We start from the raw sequence: 19,975 nt of genomic DNA, 5'->3' as shown, positions 1-19,975 counted from the left end.
CTATGGGCAACCTTCTTCTCGTGGGCTGGAAGTACATCAGAGCCATCGCGCTGATCTACCTCTGTCTATTTATCGGTAATACCATCTCATCACTGTTACCAATCACCATTCCCGGCAGCATTATTGGTATGCTGGTGCTGTTTGTCCTGCTTTCCTGGCAAGTTCTCCCTGCCAACTGGCTCAAGCCCGGTTGCCATTTGTTTATCCGTTATATGGTGTTGTTGTTTGTGCCCATCGGTGTCGGCGTGATGAAATATTACAATCAGATCGTTGACGACCTGCTGCCATTAGTGGTCTCTTGCCTGGTCAGTACCCTGCTGGTGTTTGTGGTTGTCGGCTATAGCTCACACTATTTCCACCGGGAGCGCACGATTAGCGGGCAATCCCCAAACCAGGGGGAAGAGAAATGATCCACACTATCTGGTGGTCTCTGCCACTGACATTGTTGGTTTTTTTCGCCGCACGTAAGTTATCACAATGGCTGAAGATATCCCTGCTCAACCCGTTGTTGGTTTCGATGGCGGTGATTATTCCCTTTTTACTGCTGACGGGTATTCCCTATGCAGACTATTTTCAAGGGAGCAAAATTCTCAATGACCTGCTGCAACCGGCGGTGGTTGCCCTCGCCTTTCCGTTGTATGAGCAGATCCACCAAATCCGTGCCCGTTGGAAGTCGATCATTACCATCTGCTTTATCGGCAGTATCACCGCGATGATCACCGGGGGAGCTATCGCCCTGTTATTAGGAGCAAAACCCGATATTGCCGCCTCAATCTTGCCTAAATCGGTCACGACCCCGATTGCCATGGCCGTCGCCGACTCGATTGGCGGTATCCCGGCCATCAGTGCAGTGTGTGTGATATTTGTTGGTATGTTTGGTGCGGTTTTGGGGCACTCGCTGCTTAATCTGCTAAAAATCAATACCAAATCTGCACGCGGTCTGGTAATGGGTACCGCCTCGCACGCATTAGGGACTGCGCGCTGCGCGGAAATGGACTACCAGGAAGGGGCATTCAGTTCACTGGCATTGGTTATCTGCGGGATCATCACCTCGTTGACCGCACCCTTTATATTCCCGGTGCTGCTGCGTCTATTTGGCTAATATATCCGTCGCCAATGAAACTGCAGGGGTGTTGACTACGCTCGTTCGCCCTAGTCACATAGTTATCTATGCTCCTAGGGACTCGCTCCCTTGTCGCGTTACTCGGCGCAAGGCCTCGCCCTAAAGGGCCAGCGCAAGCGCTGTTCAAAACGCGTAGCGTTTTGTCCTGCAACTCCATTGAACTTGGGTATATACCCATCGTCGCCATGCAAGCCCAGCGTTTGCTGGCGGCCTGCTTAACGACAAAACCTGCGATAGCTCTCGCAATTTCGATTTACATTGCATTCATTTCATTACAAATAATGATAATCGTCACATTTTGTTGTTGGCAAGCTGCCTAAAATGTTGCCTCGTCAACTTGTAGAGAGACTTGCTATGCACCCGCGCTTCCATGCTGCCTATCAGCAACTACCGTCTGTTTTGCAATCAGCTCTATTGCCCTACCTTGATGCGGCAGATTTCTCTGCTATGTTCAAGGCGGACCAAGTGGCGACGCTCAAACAAGTTTGCGGGTTAGATGACAGCACGTTGGCATTTGCCCTGCTCCCTTTGGCTGCAGCCTACTCATTAACACCCATTTCGCATTTCCAGGTAGGGGCCATCGCCCAAGGTATTAGTGGCAATCTCTATTTTGGCGCCAATATGGAATTTAGCAGCGCGCCTTTGCAGCAAACGGTGCATGCGGAACAATCAGCCATCATTCATGCCTGGCTGCGCGGGGAGAGCAAACTAAGTGCTATCACGGTTAACTACACGCCTTGTGGCCATTGCCGGCAGTTTATGAATGAGCTAAACAGTGGCAGCACACTACAAATCCTGTTGCCGACACGGGCTGCTGCAACACTGGGTGATTACCTGCCGGACTCTTTCGGGCCGAACGACCTTGCCATTAGCAATTTGTTGATGGATCCGATTGATCATGGCTGCCAGTTGGCACTGAATGATCCATTGGTCAACGCTGCTCTGGACGCCGCCAACCGCTGTCATGCCCCTTATAGCGAAGCCTACAGTGGTGTCGCCTTGGAGGGTGAAGATGGCGCAATCTATGCCGGCCGTTATGCAGAAAATGCCGCATTTAACCCTAGCTTGCCGCCGCTACAGGCAGCACTGGTGCTGATGAACCTCTCCGGCGCTGATTGCCAAAAAATCCGTCGTGCTGTATTGGTTGAAGGCCAAAATGCGCTACTGTCACAATGGGATGCAACCCGGGCAACCTTGGCATCATTAGGCTGTCAGCAGGTAGAGCGGATCACTTTCTAGTACCATCATTAGCGATGGTTACAGGCAACCCCTTACATTTTTAACAACGTATACGGCCTTAACTAATAGAGAAAGGTACTTTTTCCTAACGCGACCCTGTATGTCTCCAAAACCGAAAATGACTACTGGCGAGAGACGAAGAAATGCGCAAGACATCGGGCGTGATTAAAGTCACGTTTACCTTGGCACAAACGCCTATTGCTCCTTATACAACACAGGGTCGTCTGAAGTTTTATTTTCCAAATTCTACGTTGCTCCCAAGCATAGAAGTGCTTGCAACACCAAGATATACGCCAAGCCATACTGCACATCTGTTCATCTGTTCATCTGTTCATCTGTTCATCTGTTCATCTGTTCATCTGTTCATCTGTTCATCTGTTCATCTCTGAAGGTCAACATATTTTACTCTGGATAGAACTAGTGCATAATCGTGCGCTAACGTTTATCAAATCTGAGATACCACTTGAGTTCGGCTCCGACCGCAAACAAGCAGTTACCAGACGCTTGAAAACCTTTGCAGATATCGCGTAAAAACAGCTATGGGTTGACGATGCACATTGGCTCGCCACCCCATTGACCAAGTCACTAAGCGTGAAAAAGACTATCGCTGGGTACGTATAGAACACCCACCGTTCATGCAACTGTAACCGCTATCAAGCAGACGACCCATTAAATAATATACCGTGGGCAGGTTCTTTACTCACGTTGACCTTAAAGGCCATAGTTATGGATGCTATTCAAAATCAAGAAAAAACAGATTCCCTACTCTCATTCTATCGCGTCGGTGATGTAAACTTCCTGCTCACTGCTGGCCCCGACATGATTAATGAACATCTCCGTGAAGGGAAGATATGGGAGCCCGCCACATTACAAATATCACAGCTCTTAATTGAGGGTATTGAAAAGCCAGTTATTGTCGACATAGGGGCAAATATTGGCGCTTACGCGGTTCCTATGGGGAAGAGTATCTTAGCTCAAAAAGGGAAATTATTCGCCTTTGAACCACAGCGTCAGGTGTTCTACCAACTCTGCGCCAATTTATTAAACAACAATCTGAGTAACTGCTTTGCTTACCAGATGGCCATTGGGGATATTGATGGTGAGATCGATGTCCCTGTACTGGATATTTTAACCGAGAATAATCTAGGAGCACTGTCGCTGGATGCCAATATTCGCATGCAGCAAAATCTCCTCAGTTCAACTATTGAAGAGTACGAACAGGTAAAGATATCGACGCTTGATTCATTGTCATTACCCAAAGCAAATCTGGTTAAAGTAGATGTTGAAGGACTAGAGCTCGAAGTCTTTAAAGGTGCTCGCAAATGGTTAGTCGAGTCGGGTCATCCAGCGATTCTCTTTGAGGTTTGGGGAGACTACATGAAAGATATGATAGCCAAACGTAACCGTTTAATGAATTTAATGACCAGAAACTTAGGTTACGAAGTCATATTGTTTGGTGAATTATGTATCGCTCAACACCCAAGTAATAAACGCCTTGAAATCGAGCGCACAGCGGAAGGGTTAGAGCTTCGTCGACTTTAAGTACAGGTTAGCTCATGGGGATGACGTCGCACATTATCCGGTCTTCCCCTCCTCAAGGGCATAGGTATTAATTACAGTTATACGCAAAATAATTCGAGATAAACCTCTCCGGCGCTGATTGCCAAAAAATCCGTCGTGCCGTATTGGTTGAAGGCCAAAATGCCCTACTGACACCATGGGATGCAACCCGGGCAACCTTGGCATCATTAGGCTGTCAGCAGGTAGAGCGGATCACTTTCTAGCGACATCCCTTTGCAACTTGCAGGTGAATATCCACCTGCAAGTTGAATAAATGTCACTATTACCCACAAATTTACCCACTCTTTACTAACAATTGCTGTACATATTTTTCGTATCTCTTAAGCTGTGCCCCTCAATTAGCGCTGAAGGTAGCCCGACGTTGGGTGTTTATCCTCGGATACCTGATCAGCACCGAAAAAACTATCTGATACGTTGAAGAGCAAAGTTGATGGAACTTGAACACGAAAGCAAACGTCCCCTCTATATTCCCTATGCTGGCCCCATTCTGCTGGAATTTCCCCTGTTAAACAAAGGCAGTGCTTTTACTGAAGAGGAACGTAGTCAATTCAACCTGCACGGCCTGCTGCCGGAAGCGGTAGAGACTATTGAAGAGCAGATGGAACGCGCTTATCGTCAATATCAGGATTTCACCAACGACAACGATAAACACATCTATCTACGTAATATTCAAGACACTAACGAAACCCTGTTTTATCGGTTATTGGACAGCCACTTAAGCGAGATGATGCCCATCATCTATACCCCGACGGTAGGGGAAGCCTGCGAACATTTTTCCGATATCTACCGCCGAGCTCGTGGCTTATTTATCTCTTATCCCAATCGTGAACATATCGATGATATGTTGCAAAACGCCACCAAGCAAAATGTCAAAGTGATCGTCGTTACCGACGGCGAACGTATTCTTGGCTTGGGTGATCAAGGTATCGGCGGTATGGGGATCCCGATCGGTAAGCTCTCGCTCTATACGGCTTGCGGAGGGATCAGCCCAGCTTATACCTTACCGGTGGTGCTGGATGTGGGGACCAATAATCCACAACGTTTAAACGACCCGCTGTATATGGGGTGGCGTCATCCGCGTATTTCAGGTGACGAATATTATGCTTTTGTTGATGAGTTTATCCAGGCGGTTAAACGCCGTTGGCCGAATGTGTTGCTACAGTTTGAAGACTTTGCCCAGAGCAATGCCACACCACTACTTAACCGCTACCGCGATCAATTATGCTGCTTTAACGACGATATCCAAGGCACAGCTGCCGTCACGCTGGGCAGTTTAATTGCCGCCAGTCGCGCTGCGGGTAGCCAATTACGCGACCAGACTGTCACCTTTCTCGGGGCTGGTTCCGCCGGTTGTGGCATTGCCGAGCAAATCATCGCCCAGATGAAATCCGAAGGGCTGAGCGAAGAAGAAGCCCGTGCCAGGGTCTTTATGGTGGACCGTTTTGGTCTGTTAACTGACAAGCTGCCAAACTTGCTCGATTTCCAAAGCAAGCTGGTACAAAAAAGCGAAAATCTGGCTGGGTGGCATACTGAGAGCGATGCTATCTCATTGCTGGAAGTGGTACGTAATGCTAAACCTACCGTTCTGATTGGTGTATCCGGTCAGCCAGGGCTGTTTACCGAAGAAATTATCCGTGAAATGCATCAGCATTGCCCACGCCCGATTGTGATGCCGCTGTCCAACCCGACCTCCCGCGTGGAAGCCCGGCCAGAAGATATTATCAACTGGACAGAGGGTGCGGCGCTGGTAGCCACCGGTAGCCCATTCCCGCCAGTTATCTATAAAGAGCAGCAATTCCCGATTGCCCAGTGCAATAACTCCTATATTTTCCCGGGGATCGGCCTTGGGGTGCTGGCATCGGGGGCAACACGGGTTACCGATGCCATGCTGATGGCAGCCAGCCGCGCATTGGCCAGTTGTTCACCACTGGCAACCGATGGCCACGGTGCCTTGCTGCCGAGTATCGAAAATATTCAACAGGTCTCCCGGTGTATTGCCATAGCAGTAGGTAAAGCGGCCCAGCTACAAGGCGTCGCGATGGTCACCTCGGAAAAGGCCCTCACCAATGCAATTGAACACAACTATTGGCACCCACGCTACCGCAACTATAAGCGGACTTCGTTTTAACTAGTCGCAGAGTCAATCCGCTGAATCTCTGGGCAGGCAATCGGTTCTGCCCGGAGAGATATCCAAGATTGCTGAAAAATAACGCATAACGCCCGCTGTCTGCTGCACATCGCTTGCGTCTACGGTACAGGTACAGTAGCCTTGAAATTATCCCGATAACCCCGCGCATAAGGCATCGATATGTTTAGACGCCTAATAATTAGCTTGTTATCCATCATTTCAATACTGATGCTGGCAGCTTTTGCGCTCGATCGCTGGATAAGCTGGAAAACGGCCCCTTATATTTACGATGAACTGCAAGCGCTCCCATCACGTCAGGTGGGTGTGGTTCTCGGTACCGCCAAATATTATCGTAGTGGGGTGATCAACCAATATTACCGCTACCGTATTCAAGGGGCGATCAACGCCTATAACAGCGGAAAGGTAAAGTACCTGCTGTTAAGTGGCGACAACGCTCAACAAAGCTATAACGAACCCATGACCATGCGTCGTGATCTGATTGCTGCCGGCGTGCCCCCAAGCGATATCGTGCTCGACTATGCCGGGTTTCGTACCCTCGACTCCATTGTGCGTACCCGTAAAGTTTTTGACACCAACGATTTCATTATCATTACTCAACGCTTCCATTGCGAACGCGCCCTGTTTATTGCCTTGCATATGGGGATTCAAGCGCAATGCTATGCGGTGCCCTCCCCCAAAAATATCATGACGGTACGTGCACGGGAGCTTTTCGCTCGCTTGGGCGCATTGACTGATCTCTATATCCTCAAGCGTGAACCACGCTTCCTTGGCCCGTTAATCCCCATCTCTGCTCTGCACGAGGTACCTGAAAACGCACAGGGCTACCCTGCCGTATCGCCGGAACAGTTAGTGGAATTAGAACAAAAACTAGCAGCAGAAAAGCAGAGCACCGCACCGGTAGAAAAAAAGAACTGAGCATTTGATCCTTTATGGCTAGACTCTAATTGTCGGTATTATTAGCGCACATTGCGCCAGTTTTAATGGCAATGCTATTCCCCACCAAGGAGAGTGATTCTTATGACTACACATAGCCAACCTGTACTGATTGTGATCGACTTACAGAATGATTACTTCCCACAGGGTAAATTCCCGCTGTGGAACACGGAAGTGGTATTGGAAAATATCAAAGCGGCCATCAATAAAGCCAATCAGGCAAATATTCCGGTGATTGTGGTACAACATATTGCTGATAGCAGTAAAGGGATTGCGCCATTCTTTAATGAAAACACCCCCGGTGCCGATAATCATGCTGAAATTGTTGCTGCGGCCCCTAATGCCATTGTGGTCAAGAAAGCCTTTGCCGATAGCTTTTTCGCCACGACGTTGGAACAAGAGTTACAAAAGTTGGGCGCAACAGATCTGTGGATTTGCGGCATGATGACGCAGAACTGTGTCACCCATACTGCCATTTCAAAATCAGCGGAAAAATATGCGGTTTCAATATTACCGGACTGCTGCACCACCGTCAGTGAAATACTGCATCTGATCGCCTTAAATGCCGTCTCCACCCGGGTTCCGCTGGTGAATTCAACAGCACTGCTGTAACGTCATCCCCCGCTCTAAACATTGGGCGGGGCGTTTTGACGCGCCAAGCCAAAACATCCATGCATGCCATACTCCATCACATACCGACGCTTTTATTCCACTGTGGGCGCGCCGGGCTTCCCCACGGCCAGAGAAGTCAACTTTCGCCATAGCCACTCAACTGGCCCTTGCTTGAAATAGCGTAACCAGAATGCGGAAAACAACAGATTAACCAACCAGACCAAGGGCACGATCGCCAGCAGTTGTAAGCGGTCGAATTGCTGATAAAACCCTAAACGGTAGAACAGTGTGGTGCAGACCACGGTTTGCAGTAGGTAACTACTCAACGCCATGCGCCCAACCAGTGCTAATCCCGCGCTGATACGCAATTTTGATAACTTGGGCCAATAACCGTAAATCAGTGCCAAATAGCCCATCGCCTGCAAGGGTGAGCCGAGCTCCCGGGGAACTTGCAGCAGAAAACCACTCCAACGGTAATCCCAATTTAACCGCCATTGCAACGCTACAGCGGGTAGTTGTAATAACAATGAGAGGGGAATCAGCCAAGCCGCCTGACGTAAATAGTAGGCAGGAGGATAAGCGTGACTCAGCCAACCACTGCGCATCAAACTGGCCCCCAGCAGCATCAGACCCGCCAGTTGCCAACCATATTGCACCCCCATCGCCAACAGGGTAGAAGAGAGCTGATCGAGGCGGTTGCGCCAGGCTTCCACGCCCCCTTGGAGTTTCCAGAATTTCTCATATTGCAATTCAGCAGTACTGGGCAACCAGAAACTACTCGGTTCACCGTGGGGCAGTAAACCCAACAGCAACAGTAGTGCCACACCAATCAGATACAGCACTACAGCAGTTTTCAGCAGGCTATAAGTATCTGCGGCATCTCGCACCATCCGCCAGCACACTAGGCCAATCAGCCCATAGATCAGCAGAATATCGCCATCCCACATAAAGATGCTGTGCACCAAACCAAACAGCACCAACCAGGATAAGCGGGCACGGATCCACTGCTTACCCCGTGGCAGTAACAGTTGTAATCCGGCACCAAACAGTAACGCGAACAAGGTCAGAAACTTCACCTGTACCAGCAGATCCAACACCGCCCAAGTCCAGGCATCAGGCGTTGAGGGGGTACCAAGATAAGCGGGATTCAGGTAGGCAGCTTTCGGTAAACCAAAGGCCGAGATATTCATCAATAAAATACCGAGCACAGAAATACCGCGTGCGTAATCCAGCGTGGCAATACGGGGGCGCGGAGAGATGGGGTTAGTGGTGTTCATTGTATACCGCGGTGCCAGGTTCACTAAAAAGGCGCCTATTGGCGCCTGACTTTATACCCTTATACTAGCATCATAATTAATGATGGCGTACCGCACGCAGAAATTCCTGCCGGGTATTTTGGCTGGACTTGAACAATCCGCCCAATGAGGTGGTGGTGGTGGCACTGGTGGCATCACGCACGCCTCTGGCTTTAACACAGTAATGCACGGCATCAATCGATACTGCCACATTGTTGGTACCCAACAGGGTTTGCAACGCCAGCAGGATCTGCTGAGTCATCCGCTCCTGCACCTGAGGGCGCTGCGCAAAGAACCGTACAATGCGGTTAATCTTCGACAAGCCAATCACTGAATCTTTAGGGATATAAGCCACCGTGGCTTTACCATCAATAGTCACAAAATGGTGTTCACAGGTGCTGGTCAGCGTAATATCACGCACCGTCACCATTTCATCCACTTTCATCTTGTTCTCGATCAGCGTAATTTTCGGGAAGTTGGCATAATCCAAACCGGAAAATATTTCATCAACATACATTTTCGCAATGCGCTTCGGGGTTTCAGCCAGGCTGTCATCGGATAAATCAAGATTCAGCAACTGCATGATTTCCGTCATATGCTCTTGAATACGGCGCTTGCGTGTTTCACTGTCCAGCATTTCCCCGCGCAGTGGGGTTTCCAACCCACGCGACTCAAGTGCAGCGTGAACCAGTGCAGCTTCTTTGCTTAATAATGTCATGGCGATATCTCTCCAGCAGACGGCTTGACCCTACCTATACTCATTTCGATCCAAACTGTCAGCTTGTTAATTCCATTTGAATTATTTGGGTATAGAACGTGAGCCCGATCATATTTCGTTCCACTCTAAATGAGAATGCGTCTTTTATCCAGTGATTGTATTTCATCCTGGAATGAAATTTCTGCAATCAGTTCACAGTAGATTGATATGAGCCCTTCTGATTGAATTGAATTCAATCAGGGCAATGTTGACTTGCATGCCATGGCACGTGTTGGTGTATTAATCACTAACAGACCAGCAATTACCAACCCGGCCACTGCCACATATAAGGCCGGCTCGAGGCTGTGGGTCAAGACCGTGGACAGTGCTGAAAGCATCGGGCCCACCAGTTGCCCAACCGCATAACCCGTGGTTAGTAATCCAGCCATATAACGGGCATGATTAGGTGCCAATTCTCGGCCATGTTGAATCGCCAGTTGTACCACACTCATCATCCCTCCCCCCGTTAACAGCGCCCCCAGAATCAGGCCAGAGATCCCCGGTACGACCTGCGCACTCAACACTCCCAATGCCTGAACCCATAAAGTGATGGCCAAACGGGTTTGCGTGGTCAGTTGATGACGAGTCAGGATACCAATAATAATGCCCAACACCGCAGCAGCACCAAAAACTGGCCAAACAAACTGAGCAAACAGACTGCCAGGAAAACGAACCGTAGCCATTTGTGAGAGAAATGTCGCTGGCAAGATATAACCGAAACCCGCCAGACTATAGCTCCATACCAAGCGCTTCAGCGCAGGGGTCAATACCAGTAGAACTACAGGCTCATCAGGACGGTGCCACTCGCCCGCCCGTGGCAGATTAACGCTAATCATCCCCGCCAATACCAAAGCCAATCCGCCATAAACCAACCAGGCTTGTGAAGCACTCAGGGCCAAACTATGGATTGCTACTGCTAACATACCGCTGATAAAGATCCCGGTACCAGGACCAGCGAATACCACAGCACTCAGCGCCGGATGACCATAATGAGCCAAGCGCTCGTTAGCCCAGGCAGCCACCAGTACCAGCGACCAGCCACTTGCCCAACCCACAGCAAAACGCACCGCACCATGCCACCATACGCCATCTATCACGGCAGAAAACAAGGTCAGCCCTACCGCTCCCCCTATCCCTAACCACAAACGGCGCTCCACATGATGACTGGCACGCATGGCGTCATAAGCCCCGAACAGATACCCCAGATAGTTCAGGGCCGCTACCAACCCGGCACCCGTCAGGCTGAACTGATGCTCTGCAATCATCAACGGCACCTGCGGCGTAAAAGCAAAGCGGCCAATACCCATTGCCACAATCAGTGCAATAAAACCACTCAAAGCAATTCTTAACGCCATGAATATCCCTAATCGGTTAAAAAAGTTGCCGCCATCATGCCGCAGCGCAAATTACGCAAAAAATGAATCATGTTATAGCGTGAAATACCTCACTATACCCTGCATACTTATCGCTTAAACCTGTTTTAGTTAGCGACCACCACGCCAAGCAACGTGAGCTGGTGTTTATACCCAAGTACATTACACAAGGAAATAAGAATGGACATGATCAAAACCCGTGCAGCTGTGGCTTGGGGCCCAAACCAACCGCTGACAATAGAAGAAGTCGATCTGATGCCGCCGCAGAAAGGTGAAGTGTTGGTGAGGATTGTGGCCAGCGGTGTTTGTCACACCGATGCCTATACCCTGTCAGGCAAAGATCCTGAAGGCGTATTCCCGGCGATCCTCGGGCATGAGGGTGCTGGTATCGTCGAGGCGATTGGTGAAGGGGTCACCAGCGTCGCTGTGGGTGATCATGTTATCCCGCTGTATACACCGGAGTGTGGCGAGTGCAAATTCTGTAAATCCGGCAAAACCAACCTTTGCCAAGCGATCCGTGCCACTCAAGGCAAGGGATTGATGCCCGATGGCACTACCCGCTTCTTTAAAGATGGCAAACCCATTTTCCACTATATGGGCACCTCAACCTTCGCTGAACGCACGGTAGTCTCTGAAATCTCACTGGCAAAAATCAGCAAAGCAGCCCCGTTGGAAGAGGTCTGTCTGCTGGGTTGTGGGGTCACCACCGGGATGGGCGCAGTGCTCAACACCGCCAAGGTAAAAGCAGGCGATACGGTGGCCATTTTCGGTTTGGGTGGCATTGGGCTTTCGGCGATCATCGGTGCTCAAATGGCCGGTGCCAGCCGCATCATTGGCATTGACATCAACACCAGTAAGTTCGATTTGGCTCGTAAACTGGGTGCCACCGACCTGATCAACCCGAACGATTACCCTAAGCCGATTCAGGAAGTGATCGTAGAACTGACCGACGGTGGCGTCGATTTCTCATTTGAGTGTATCGGCAACGTCAATGTGATGCGTTCCGCGTTGGAGTGCTGCCACAAGGGATGGGGTGAATCGGTGATTATCGGTGTCGCCGGGGCGGGCGAAGAGATCGCTACCCGCCCATTCCAACTGGTCACCGGGCGCGTGTGGCGCGGTTCCGCATTTGGCGGTGTGAAAGGCCGTAGCCAGTTGCCGGGTATCGTGCAACGTTATCTGGACGGTGAGTTCGCGCTAAATGATTTCATTACTCACACCATGGGGCTGGATGAAATTAACCACGCGTTCGAGCTGATGCATGAAGGCAAATCGATCCGTTCAGTGATCCATTTCGATGAATAAGCCATTTCGATAAATAAGCCAGGAGGCTGAGGGTGAACACGTCACTAGAACTTCTTGAAGAGCACCGACTGTTCGGTGGCTGGCAACGACGTTACCGTCATACAGCGCAGAGTCTGAATTGTCATATGAACTTCAGCCTCTATCTGCCGCCACAGTATGATAATAGCCCAGCGCCAGTGCTGTACTGGCTTTCTGGGCTGACCTGCAATGATGAAAACTTTACGCTGAAGGCCGGTGCCCAACGTATTGCCGCCGAGTTAGGATTGATCCTGGTGATGCCAGACACCAGCCCACGTGGTGATGACGTACCCAATGATGAGAACTACGATCTGGGCCAAGGCGCGGGGTTCTATCTCAATGCCACCCAAGCTCCGTGGGATCGGCATTTCCACATGTATGACTACATCAGTGACGAACTGCCGGCGTTGATTAAGCAGCATTTCAACGTCAGTGATCGGCGGTCGATTGCCGGTCATTCGATGGGGGGACATGGGGCGCTGATGATAGCCTTTCGCCATCCGCAACGTTTCCATTCCGTGTCCGCTTTCGCCCCAATCGTCAATCCCTGTCAGGTGCCCTGGGGCCGCAAGGCATTGGCGGCTTATCTGGGTGATGATGAAAGCCAGTGGTTGCAGTACGACAGTTGCCATCTGCTGGCCAATGGTGCGGAGAAACTACCGGTGCTGATCGACCAAGGCGATGCCGACCCGTTTCTTGCCGAACAACTGCAACCCGCCACGCTGGTTAAACTGGCCCAGCAGCTTGACTGGCCATTAACGCTACGCATGCAACCTGGGTATGATCACAGCTACTTCACCATCGCCACTTTTATCGAGGATCATCTGCGCTTTCATGCCGAGCATCTGATCAAATGATGGCGTTTCCCCTCTGCAAAGAGGGGAAATACAACAAATGGCTCACCCTTTCAATTTAGGATCCAACGCATCTCGCAAGCCATCACCCAACAAGTTGAACGCCAACACGGTAAGGAAAATTGCCAAGCTTGGGAAAATCGCCACATGCGGAGCAATCACCATATCTGCCCGCGCCTCATTAAGCATGGCACCCCATTCCGGGGTCGGTGGCTGAGCCCCCAGCCCAAGAAACGACAAACTGGCCGCAGTGATAATCGACGTACCGATACGCATGGAAAAGTAAACCACAATTGACGAAATGGTACCGGGCAAAATATGCCGCAACATAATGGTCCAGTCAGAAGCACCAATACTGCGGGCAGATTCAATATAGGTCAGGTGCTTCAACACCAAGGTATTACCACGCACCAAGCGGGCAAACGCCGGGATACTAAAGATAGCCACCGCGACAATCACATTTGCCATGCCGCTCCCCATAATTGCCACCACACCGATGGCCAGCAAAATACCCGGGAAGGCAAACAGTACATCGCTAATGCGCATCACGATGCGATCCCACCAGCCTTCGTAATAACCCGCCAACAAGCCGAGCACGGTACCGATCACGCCCCCCAGCAATACCGAGAAGATACCGGCAGTTAAGGAAATTCGTGCCCCCATCAGGATGCGGCTGAAAATATCCCGCCCCAATGAATCAACCCCTAACCAATGGGCCAGCGAAGGGCCTTCGTTGAGCCGGTCATAATCGAAGTAGTTTTCCGCATCGTAAGGGGCCAGATAAGGTGCCAACAAGGCAGCAACAATCATTAACAGTACAAACACCCCCGCCGACATGGCCAGCGGCTGGCGCTGAAAACGACGCCAGAATTCGTGCCACGGTGTACGCACCCTATCAGGGTTGATAGTCGGCATGGCCTTAAGTGCAGCATTACGCCGCCAATACTTCATCATGCGGCCTGCCTATTGATAGCGAATTGAAGGGTTGATTGCCGCATACAGCATATCCACCAACAGATTGATCAAAATAAACTCCAGCGAAAACAGTAATACCTCCGCCTGAATCACCGGATAATCACGCATTTCCACCGAGTCCACCAGTAAACGCCCTAGCCCCGGCCAGTTAAATACTTTTTCGACAACAATCGAGCCACCAAGCAGAAAACCAAACTGCAACCCCATCATGGTGACCACCGGGATCATGGCGTTACGCAGCCCATGTTTGACGATCACCAACGACTCTCGCACCCCTTTGGCACGAGCGGTACGCATATAATCTTCCTGCATCACTTCCACAAACGAAGCACGGGTAAACCGGGCCATCACTGCCGCCACCGCCGCACCCAGGGTGATAGAGGGTAAAATATAATGTCGCCAGCTATCGGCCCCCACGGCAGGCAGCCAACCGAGATTAACCGAAAACACCTGCATCAACAGCATGCCCAAAGCAAAAGCCGGAAAAGAGATGCCAGAAACGGCCAGTGTCATCCCCAAGCGATCTGGCCAACGGTTACGCCATACCGCAGAAACGATACCAATCGCCATACCCAGGATAACCGCCCACATCATGCTGGCCAGCGTGAGCCAGAAGGTTGGCATAAAACGCGAAGCAATCTCTTCACTTACTGGGCGCTTGGAAACCATCGAGGTACCAAAATCCCCTCGCACTATATTGGCCAGGAAATGCACAAACTGCTGGGGCAATGGCTTATCCAGCCCTAAATCCTGACGCACCAATTGGACCACGGTTTCATCGGCATCTTGCCCCGCCACCAAGCGTGCCGGATCCCCCGGCAGCAGATGCACAAACAAAAACACCAACACCGCTACGATCAACAGTGTTGGGATCAAGCCCAGCAGGCGTTTTATAAAATAATTAAGCATTACGCATATCCAGATTCAGGCCATCACTCCCTCTGGGCTTTCCAGCCCAACAGGGAGTGCCCTGCGCTATTTCATATCTGCCTGATCAAAGTTGAATGAGGTATCTGGCATCACGTAGAAACCGCTCAACTGCTTGTTATTGGCCGAGAGCAAACGTTCAGTGGCCAGGAATATCCATGGGGCATCTGCCCAGATATGGTCCTGCGCATCTTTATACAGCGCCTGTTTTTGCGTGCGATCGGTGGTGGCCAAGGCATCAGCCAAATCTTTATCTACCTGTGGGTTACTGTAGAAAGCGGTGTTGAACTGTTTGGGTGGTGCCGCTTGGGTAGAGAACAGTGGCGAAAGTGCCCAATCCGCCTCACCGGTGGAAGCCGACCAACCGGTATAGAACATCCGCACCCCGGTATCCTTCACCCCCACGCTTTCCACCTGTGCTGCGCGCTGCCCAGCATCCATCGCCGTAACGCTCACTTTCACCCCCACCTGCGCCAATTGTTGCTGGGCAAACTGCAGCACTTTCTGCGCGGTACTGTGGTTATGGGAGGACCACAGTGTGGTGGTAAAGCCATCGGGATAACCGGCCTCTTTTAATAGTTCACGCGCTTTGGCTGGGTCGTATGGCCAAGGCTGATAGCGGGTAGCAAAATCGATGGCCGGTGGCACTGGCCCTTCTGCTGGTACCGCATAGCCTGAAAAAGCCACTTTAATCAGCGCATCTTTATTGATGGCATAATTCAGCGCCTGACGTACTTTCGGGTTATCGAACGGTTTCTGCGTCACATTCAGGCTGATATAACGTTGCAGGATGGAGGGCGCGGCCACCAGATCCAACTTGTCGTTTTTCTCCAGCACCTTGGCCTGCTCATAAGGAATCGGGAAAGCAAAGGTGGCTTCACCGGTTTGCAGCATCGCCGCTCGGGTGTTGTTATCCACCACCGGACGCCAGGTGATGCTATCGAGCTTCGGCAAGCCAGCTTGCCAATAGCCATCAAACTTTTTCACTTTGACAAAATCGGTCTGGTTCCAGGTTTCAAACTGGTATGGCCCGGTACCCACCGGGTGGAAACCGATCTCTTTACCATACTGCTGAAGGGCAGCAGGTGAAATCATCACTGCTGCCGGGTGTGCCAGGTTGTTGATAAAGGCAGAAAATGGTGTTTTCAACACGATGTTCACCGTGCTGGGGTCCACCACTTCGGTTTTATCAATCATTTTGAACAGATTGTAGCGCTTAAGGTGGTTATCAGGATTACTGGCGCGATCGAGATTCACTTTCACTGCGGCGGCATCGAAAGCACTGCCATCATGGAATTTCACCCCGGGATGCAACTTGACGGTGTAGGTCAAGCCATCGCTGCTCACCTGATAGCTGTCTGCCAGCACATTCACCAGTTTCATGTCTTTATCAAAGCCAAACAGCCCCTGATAGAAGGATTTGGCTACTGCCTGCGACAAAGTATCGTTAGCATCGTAGGGATCGAGGGTGGTGAAGTTGGACGCCACAGCAATGACCGCATCTTTGGCGGCCCAGGCTGGGCCCGCAGTCATCGCCAACAGTACCGTGGCCAGAAGATGACGCTGGAGTTTTTGCTTATTCATAAGGCTCTTCCTCTTGAGCAAGGCTAAAATGCACCGGCGATAGGGTGCCGAGCCACAAAGTGCCCGGGCCCCACCTGCACTAACGGTGCAGTAACGGGTTCATCCCCCAGCGCGCGGATCGGGCTGGGTATTTCATCCACCAGCAGTGGCTGGGGTTGACGTTCATAAGCCGGATCAGCCACCGGCACCGCCGCCATCAACTTACGGGTATAGGCGTGTTGTGGGTTATCAAACACCGCACGACGTGGGCCAATCTCAACTATCTGCCCCAGATACATCACCGCCACGCGGTGGCAAATACGCTCTACCACTGCCATATCATGGGAAATAAACAGAAAGGCAATCCCCAGTTCACGCTGCAAATCGAGCAGTAAATTGGCGATTTGTGCCTGTATGGAAACATCCAATGCTGACACCGCTTCATCGGCAATCACCACTTTCGGATTAAGCGCCAACGCTCGGGCAATGCAGATACGCTGGCGCTGCCCGCCGGAAAACTCGTGCGGGTAACGCCGCGCATGTTCAGGTTTCAATCCGACACGCTCCAATAACCAGGCGACGCGTTTTTCTGCACTCTCCCCCCGAGCAACGTTATGCACCAACAACGGTTCCATAATCGAGAAGCCCACCGTCAAACGCGGATCAAGGGAAGCGTAAGGGTCTTGGAAAATAAACTGAATATCACGCCGCAGATGCTGCAAGGCCGAACCTTGCAATTGATTGATCTGCTGACCATTGAAAATAATAGTGCCGTGCTGACTCTCAACTAACTTGAGTAATGAACGGCCGGTGGTGGATTTACCACAACCCGACTCCCCCACCAACCCCAGGGTTTCGCCAGGGTAGAGATCAAAACTGACATTCTCCACCGCATGGACACGGCGTGTAACACGGTTGAAGATGCCGCTACGTAAATCGAAATGCGTGCTTAACGCTTTTACCTGCAGGATCGGCGTAGCGCCAGCCGGTATGGTATCTTGCGGCTGCTCTGCCTGTTGGTCCCCCAGTAAAGGGAATTTTTCCGGAAAGTCTTTCTGCGCCATCGCCCCTAAACGAGGTACCGCCGCCAGCAATTCACGGGTATAGCGTTGCTGTGGTGCAGCAAACAGCGAACCGACATTCCCTTGTTCCACCTTCTGCCCCTGACGCATCACCAGGACGCGATCAGCAATTTCCGCCACCACCCCCATATCATGGGTAATGAAGATCACCCCCATCTGCATTTCTTGCTGTAATACGCGGATTAACTGCAGAATTTGTGCCTGAATAGTGACATCCAGCGCCGTGGTGGATTCATCAGCAATCAACAATACCGGTTTGCACGATAATGCCATGGCGATCATCACCCGTTGACGCATGCCGCCAGATAGCTGATGTGGGTAACGATCCAGTACATTTTTTGCTTCAGGAATACGCACCAGGTCAAGCATATGCAATGCTTCTTGCCGGGCGCTACGGTGATTCATTCCCTGATGTAAACGTATGGATTCCGCGATCTGCTCGCCAACCGGAAATACCGGATTAAGTGACGTCATCGGTTCCTGAAAGATCATCGCCATATCAGCACCACGTAACGTCCGCAAAGTGCCTTGTTTTGCCTTGGCCAGATCCAGCACCTGCCCGTTACGACGGCGGAAATAGAGACTCCCTTGGGTTAACTCACCGCCACCCTGCTCCACCAAGCGCATTAATGCCAGGGAAGTGACCGACTTGCCGGATCCCGATTCACCGACAATCGCCAAGGTCTCCCCACGGTCAACCTCAAAAGAGAGATCATGAACCGCCTCGACGATTTGATCTTCCTGACGAAATTGCACCCCAAGATGACTCACTGCTAACACGCGCTGTGGCGGTAATATCAGTTCGCTGGTGCCCAATGGTAAAATAACGGTGTCGGTCATGTCCCTTTCCCGATAAACGTTCAGTGGTAGGTACCCATTACATGTATATCAATGAGAGCGCCAACGCGTTGGTCGTGAACGCCATGGCCAGGTTAAATGCCCTATGAGAAACAGGGAGATAATAATTATTCGCCGTTTTTCGACTATATTTAGCGCGGCAAGGGATGTAAAGCACAAACTTGTCAGCAAGGGTTAAAATGAGTCTACTTAGAATTTTTTGTGCATTGAAATAACTGAATAGAATAAAAACAACGTATTATCAGTCTGTTAATAAGCAGTCAACCTGGTTAGGCGCTGTAGCACCAACACCTCTAGCCGTTTATCCTCCTTGAAAAAACCGTTAAAAACCCGACCCCGGTTGGCGTAGAAATTCCAGTTCCTCAGGCGTTGATTCACGGCCTAATATCGCGTTGCGGTGGGGGTAACGACCAAAGCGGTCAATGATCGCTTTGTGGCGTATCTCATACTCCAACTGATTAGCATTATTTAATTGGCGAAAGAGCAATAAAGCCTGCTGGTGAATCAGCGCAGATTCAGAGTGCATAAACGGCAAATAGAGAAAACCGCGTTGTACATCAGGCAACGTGGTGTCTAATCCGCTGGAGATCGCTTCTTGTGCCAGCACCAACGCCATAGCGTCACAGGAAAAGGAGCGTGGCGTGTTGCGAAACAAATTCCGACTAAATTGGTCAAGGACAATAATTTCTGCCAATCGCCCAGTAATCGTCTCACGCCAATGGGCCAGTTCCCCCTGCGCTGCCGCGTGCCACAACTGGCCGAAGCGCTGATGCAACAAGCGATCAAACTCATCATCTTTCTTAAACCACATGCGCGGGTCAATCTCTTCAAACCAAAAATCCAATACCTGCTTATACATAGTTGCTCCTGTTAGTTACTCTCACACAGTTATTGTCCGACAGTCATTGCCACACGGTTGTTGGCCTCATTTGGCATCTTCCCGTCACCCTTCAAGCAGTAGGGTTGGGCTGCCCTCACTCATCTTAGTCACATCGTGGGCTATGTCTCGTAGAAATTAATAAACATCTTCCACGAGGTTCACTCTGTGGATCAGCGAAAGCGCTGTTCAAATCGGTTCCTGACCTGAGGAATCCCCACAACATATTCTTTAAGAAAAATGCATAAAAATAGAAAAAAAATTCATTATCTTGCATTTACTGTGTCAAATTTCGGTCGCCTTACGTTTTCCATCTTATAAACTTATTGCGCTTGCGACCGAATCAGGGGCCAAAGGCGTGGCCCCTGATAACCCGCGCCTTTGCCAAATCAGTCGGTCGCTGCGCGACTCCCTTCACTACATCACTTCGCATCACGGCCGGCTGCTACAGACG

At 50.7% G+C, this 19,975-nt stretch carries 17 protein-coding genes and 1 pseudogene; 10 read left to right on the top strand and 8 right to left on the bottom strand.

Annotation, left to right across the window (positions count from 1 at the left end):
* Positions 1 to 2 precede the first annotated feature (2 nt).
* The 8 genes and pseudogenes from AC2A06_RS16600 to AC2A06_RS16565 all read left to right on the top strand — a co-directional run bounded on the left by AC2A06_RS16600 (position 3) and on the right by AC2A06_RS16565 (position 7,637).
* A complete protein-coding gene (locus AC2A06_RS16600; RefSeq protein WP_484381002.1) occupies positions 3 to 410 on the top strand; it encodes a CidA/LrgA family protein in 408 nt (135 codons plus the stop codon).
* Complete coding sequence (locus tag AC2A06_RS16595) at positions 407 to 1,102, top strand: CidB/LrgB family autolysis modulator (RefSeq protein ID WP_484381001.1); 696 nt, start codon at positions 407 to 409, stop codon at positions 1,100 to 1,102. Before AC2A06_RS16600 ends, AC2A06_RS16595 begins: the two co-directional genes overlap by 4 nt.
* Positions 1,103 to 1,477: 375 nt before the next feature.
* The gene (gene cdd, locus AC2A06_RS16590; protein ID WP_484381000.1) at positions 1,478 to 2,362 is read left to right on the top strand and encodes a cytidine deaminase; all 885 of its coding nucleotides are present in this window, start codon (positions 1,478 to 1,480) and stop codon (positions 2,360 to 2,362) included.
* A 726-nt stretch (positions 2,363 to 3,088) separates the two neighbouring features.
* The gene (locus AC2A06_RS16585; RefSeq protein ID WP_484380999.1) at positions 3,089 to 3,904 is read left to right on the top strand and encodes an FkbM family methyltransferase; all 816 of its coding nucleotides are present in this window, start codon (positions 3,089 to 3,091) and stop codon (positions 3,902 to 3,904) included.
* Between the two features lie 98 nt (positions 3,905 to 4,002).
* Positions 4,003 to 4,146: pseudogene (locus AC2A06_RS16580) on the top strand (cytidine deaminase); the annotation flags it as partial.
* 227 nt (positions 4,147 to 4,373) lie between these two features.
* Complete coding sequence (locus AC2A06_RS16575) at positions 4,374 to 6,071, top strand: NAD-dependent malic enzyme (protein ID WP_473195624.1); 1,698 nt, start codon at positions 4,374 to 4,376, stop codon at positions 6,069 to 6,071.
* A gap of 180 nt (positions 6,072 to 6,251) precedes the next feature.
* Complete coding sequence (sanA, locus tag AC2A06_RS16570; RefSeq protein ID WP_484380998.1) at positions 6,252 to 7,007, top strand: outer membrane permeability protein SanA; 756 nt, start codon at positions 6,252 to 6,254, stop codon at positions 7,005 to 7,007.
* A 102-nt stretch (positions 7,008 to 7,109) separates the two neighbouring features.
* Positions 7,110 to 7,637: an isochorismatase family protein gene (locus AC2A06_RS16565; RefSeq protein WP_484380997.1), complete on the top strand. Its 528-nt coding sequence runs from the start codon at positions 7,110 to 7,112 to the stop codon at positions 7,635 to 7,637.
* A gap of 92 nt (positions 7,638 to 7,729) precedes the next feature.
* On the opposite strand, the gene yeiB is transcribed toward AC2A06_RS16565, so the two are convergent.
* The 3 genes from yeiB to AC2A06_RS16550 all read right to left on the bottom strand — a co-directional run bounded on the left by yeiB (position 7,730) and on the right by AC2A06_RS16550 (position 11,044).
* Positions 7,730 to 8,914, bottom strand: coding sequence for a DUF418 domain-containing protein YeiB (gene yeiB, locus AC2A06_RS16560; protein WP_484380996.1), 1,185 nt, complete (start codon positions 8,912 to 8,914; stop codon positions 7,730 to 7,732).
* A 76-nt stretch (positions 8,915 to 8,990) separates the two neighbouring features.
* Positions 8,991 to 9,650: a GTP cyclohydrolase I FolE gene (gene folE / locus AC2A06_RS16555; RefSeq protein WP_484380995.1), complete on the bottom strand. Its 660-nt coding sequence runs from the start codon at positions 9,648 to 9,650 to the stop codon at positions 8,991 to 8,993.
* A 236-nt stretch (positions 9,651 to 9,886) separates the two neighbouring features.
* Positions 9,887 to 11,044 (bottom strand): YbfB/YjiJ family MFS transporter, encoded by a 1,158-nt coding sequence (locus tag AC2A06_RS16550; protein ID WP_484380994.1) that lies wholly within the window; start codon positions 11,042 to 11,044, stop codon positions 9,887 to 9,889.
* Between the two features lie 198 nt (positions 11,045 to 11,242).
* Between AC2A06_RS16550 and AC2A06_RS16545 the strand changes: the two genes are divergently transcribed.
* Positions 11,243 to 12,367 carry an S-(hydroxymethyl)glutathione dehydrogenase/class III alcohol dehydrogenase gene (locus tag AC2A06_RS16545; protein ID WP_484380993.1) on the top strand — a complete coding sequence of 375 codons (1,125 nt, stop codon included), beginning with the start codon at positions 11,243 to 11,245 and terminating at the stop codon, positions 12,365 to 12,367.
* 32 nt (positions 12,368 to 12,399) lie between these two features.
* Positions 12,400 to 13,242 (top strand): S-formylglutathione hydrolase, encoded by an 843-nt coding sequence (gene fghA / locus AC2A06_RS16540; RefSeq protein WP_484380992.1) that lies wholly within the window; start codon positions 12,400 to 12,402, stop codon positions 13,240 to 13,242.
* A gap of 42 nt (positions 13,243 to 13,284) precedes the next feature.
* Here the strand turns inward: fghA and gsiD are convergent, their stop codons facing one another.
* The 5 genes from gsiD to AC2A06_RS16515 form a co-directional block, all read right to left on the bottom strand.
* Complete coding sequence (gene gsiD, locus AC2A06_RS16535) at positions 13,285 to 14,190, bottom strand: glutathione ABC transporter permease GsiD (RefSeq protein WP_484381030.1); 906 nt, start codon at positions 14,188 to 14,190, stop codon at positions 13,285 to 13,287.
* A gap of 12 nt (positions 14,191 to 14,202) precedes the next feature.
* Positions 14,203 to 15,123: a glutathione ABC transporter permease GsiC gene (gene gsiC, locus AC2A06_RS16530; protein WP_484380991.1), complete on the bottom strand. Its 921-nt coding sequence runs from the start codon at positions 15,121 to 15,123 to the stop codon at positions 14,203 to 14,205.
* A gap of 66 nt (positions 15,124 to 15,189) precedes the next feature.
* The gene (gene gsiB / locus AC2A06_RS16525) at positions 15,190 to 16,725 is read right to left on the bottom strand and encodes a glutathione ABC transporter substrate-binding protein GsiB (RefSeq protein WP_484380990.1); all 1,536 of its coding nucleotides are present in this window, start codon (positions 16,723 to 16,725) and stop codon (positions 15,190 to 15,192) included.
* 23 nt (positions 16,726 to 16,748) lie between these two features.
* Entirely contained in the window at positions 16,749 to 18,626 is a 1,878-nt protein-coding gene (locus AC2A06_RS16520; protein WP_484380989.1) for a dipeptide ABC transporter ATP-binding protein, read from the bottom strand.
* Positions 18,627 to 18,966: 340 nt separating this feature from the next.
* On the bottom strand, positions 18,967 to 19,503 hold the full coding sequence (locus AC2A06_RS16515) for a DUF924 family protein (RefSeq protein ID WP_484380988.1): 537 nt from the start codon (positions 19,501 to 19,503) through the stop codon (positions 18,967 to 18,969).
* Positions 19,504 to 19,975: the final 472 nt, after the last annotated feature.

It is taken from the genome of Serratia sp. HNCC26DJ244 (genome assembly GCF_057180565.1).
Note: the sequence above shows the minus strand (reverse complement) of the source record. Positions and strands in the feature narration are given on the sequence as shown.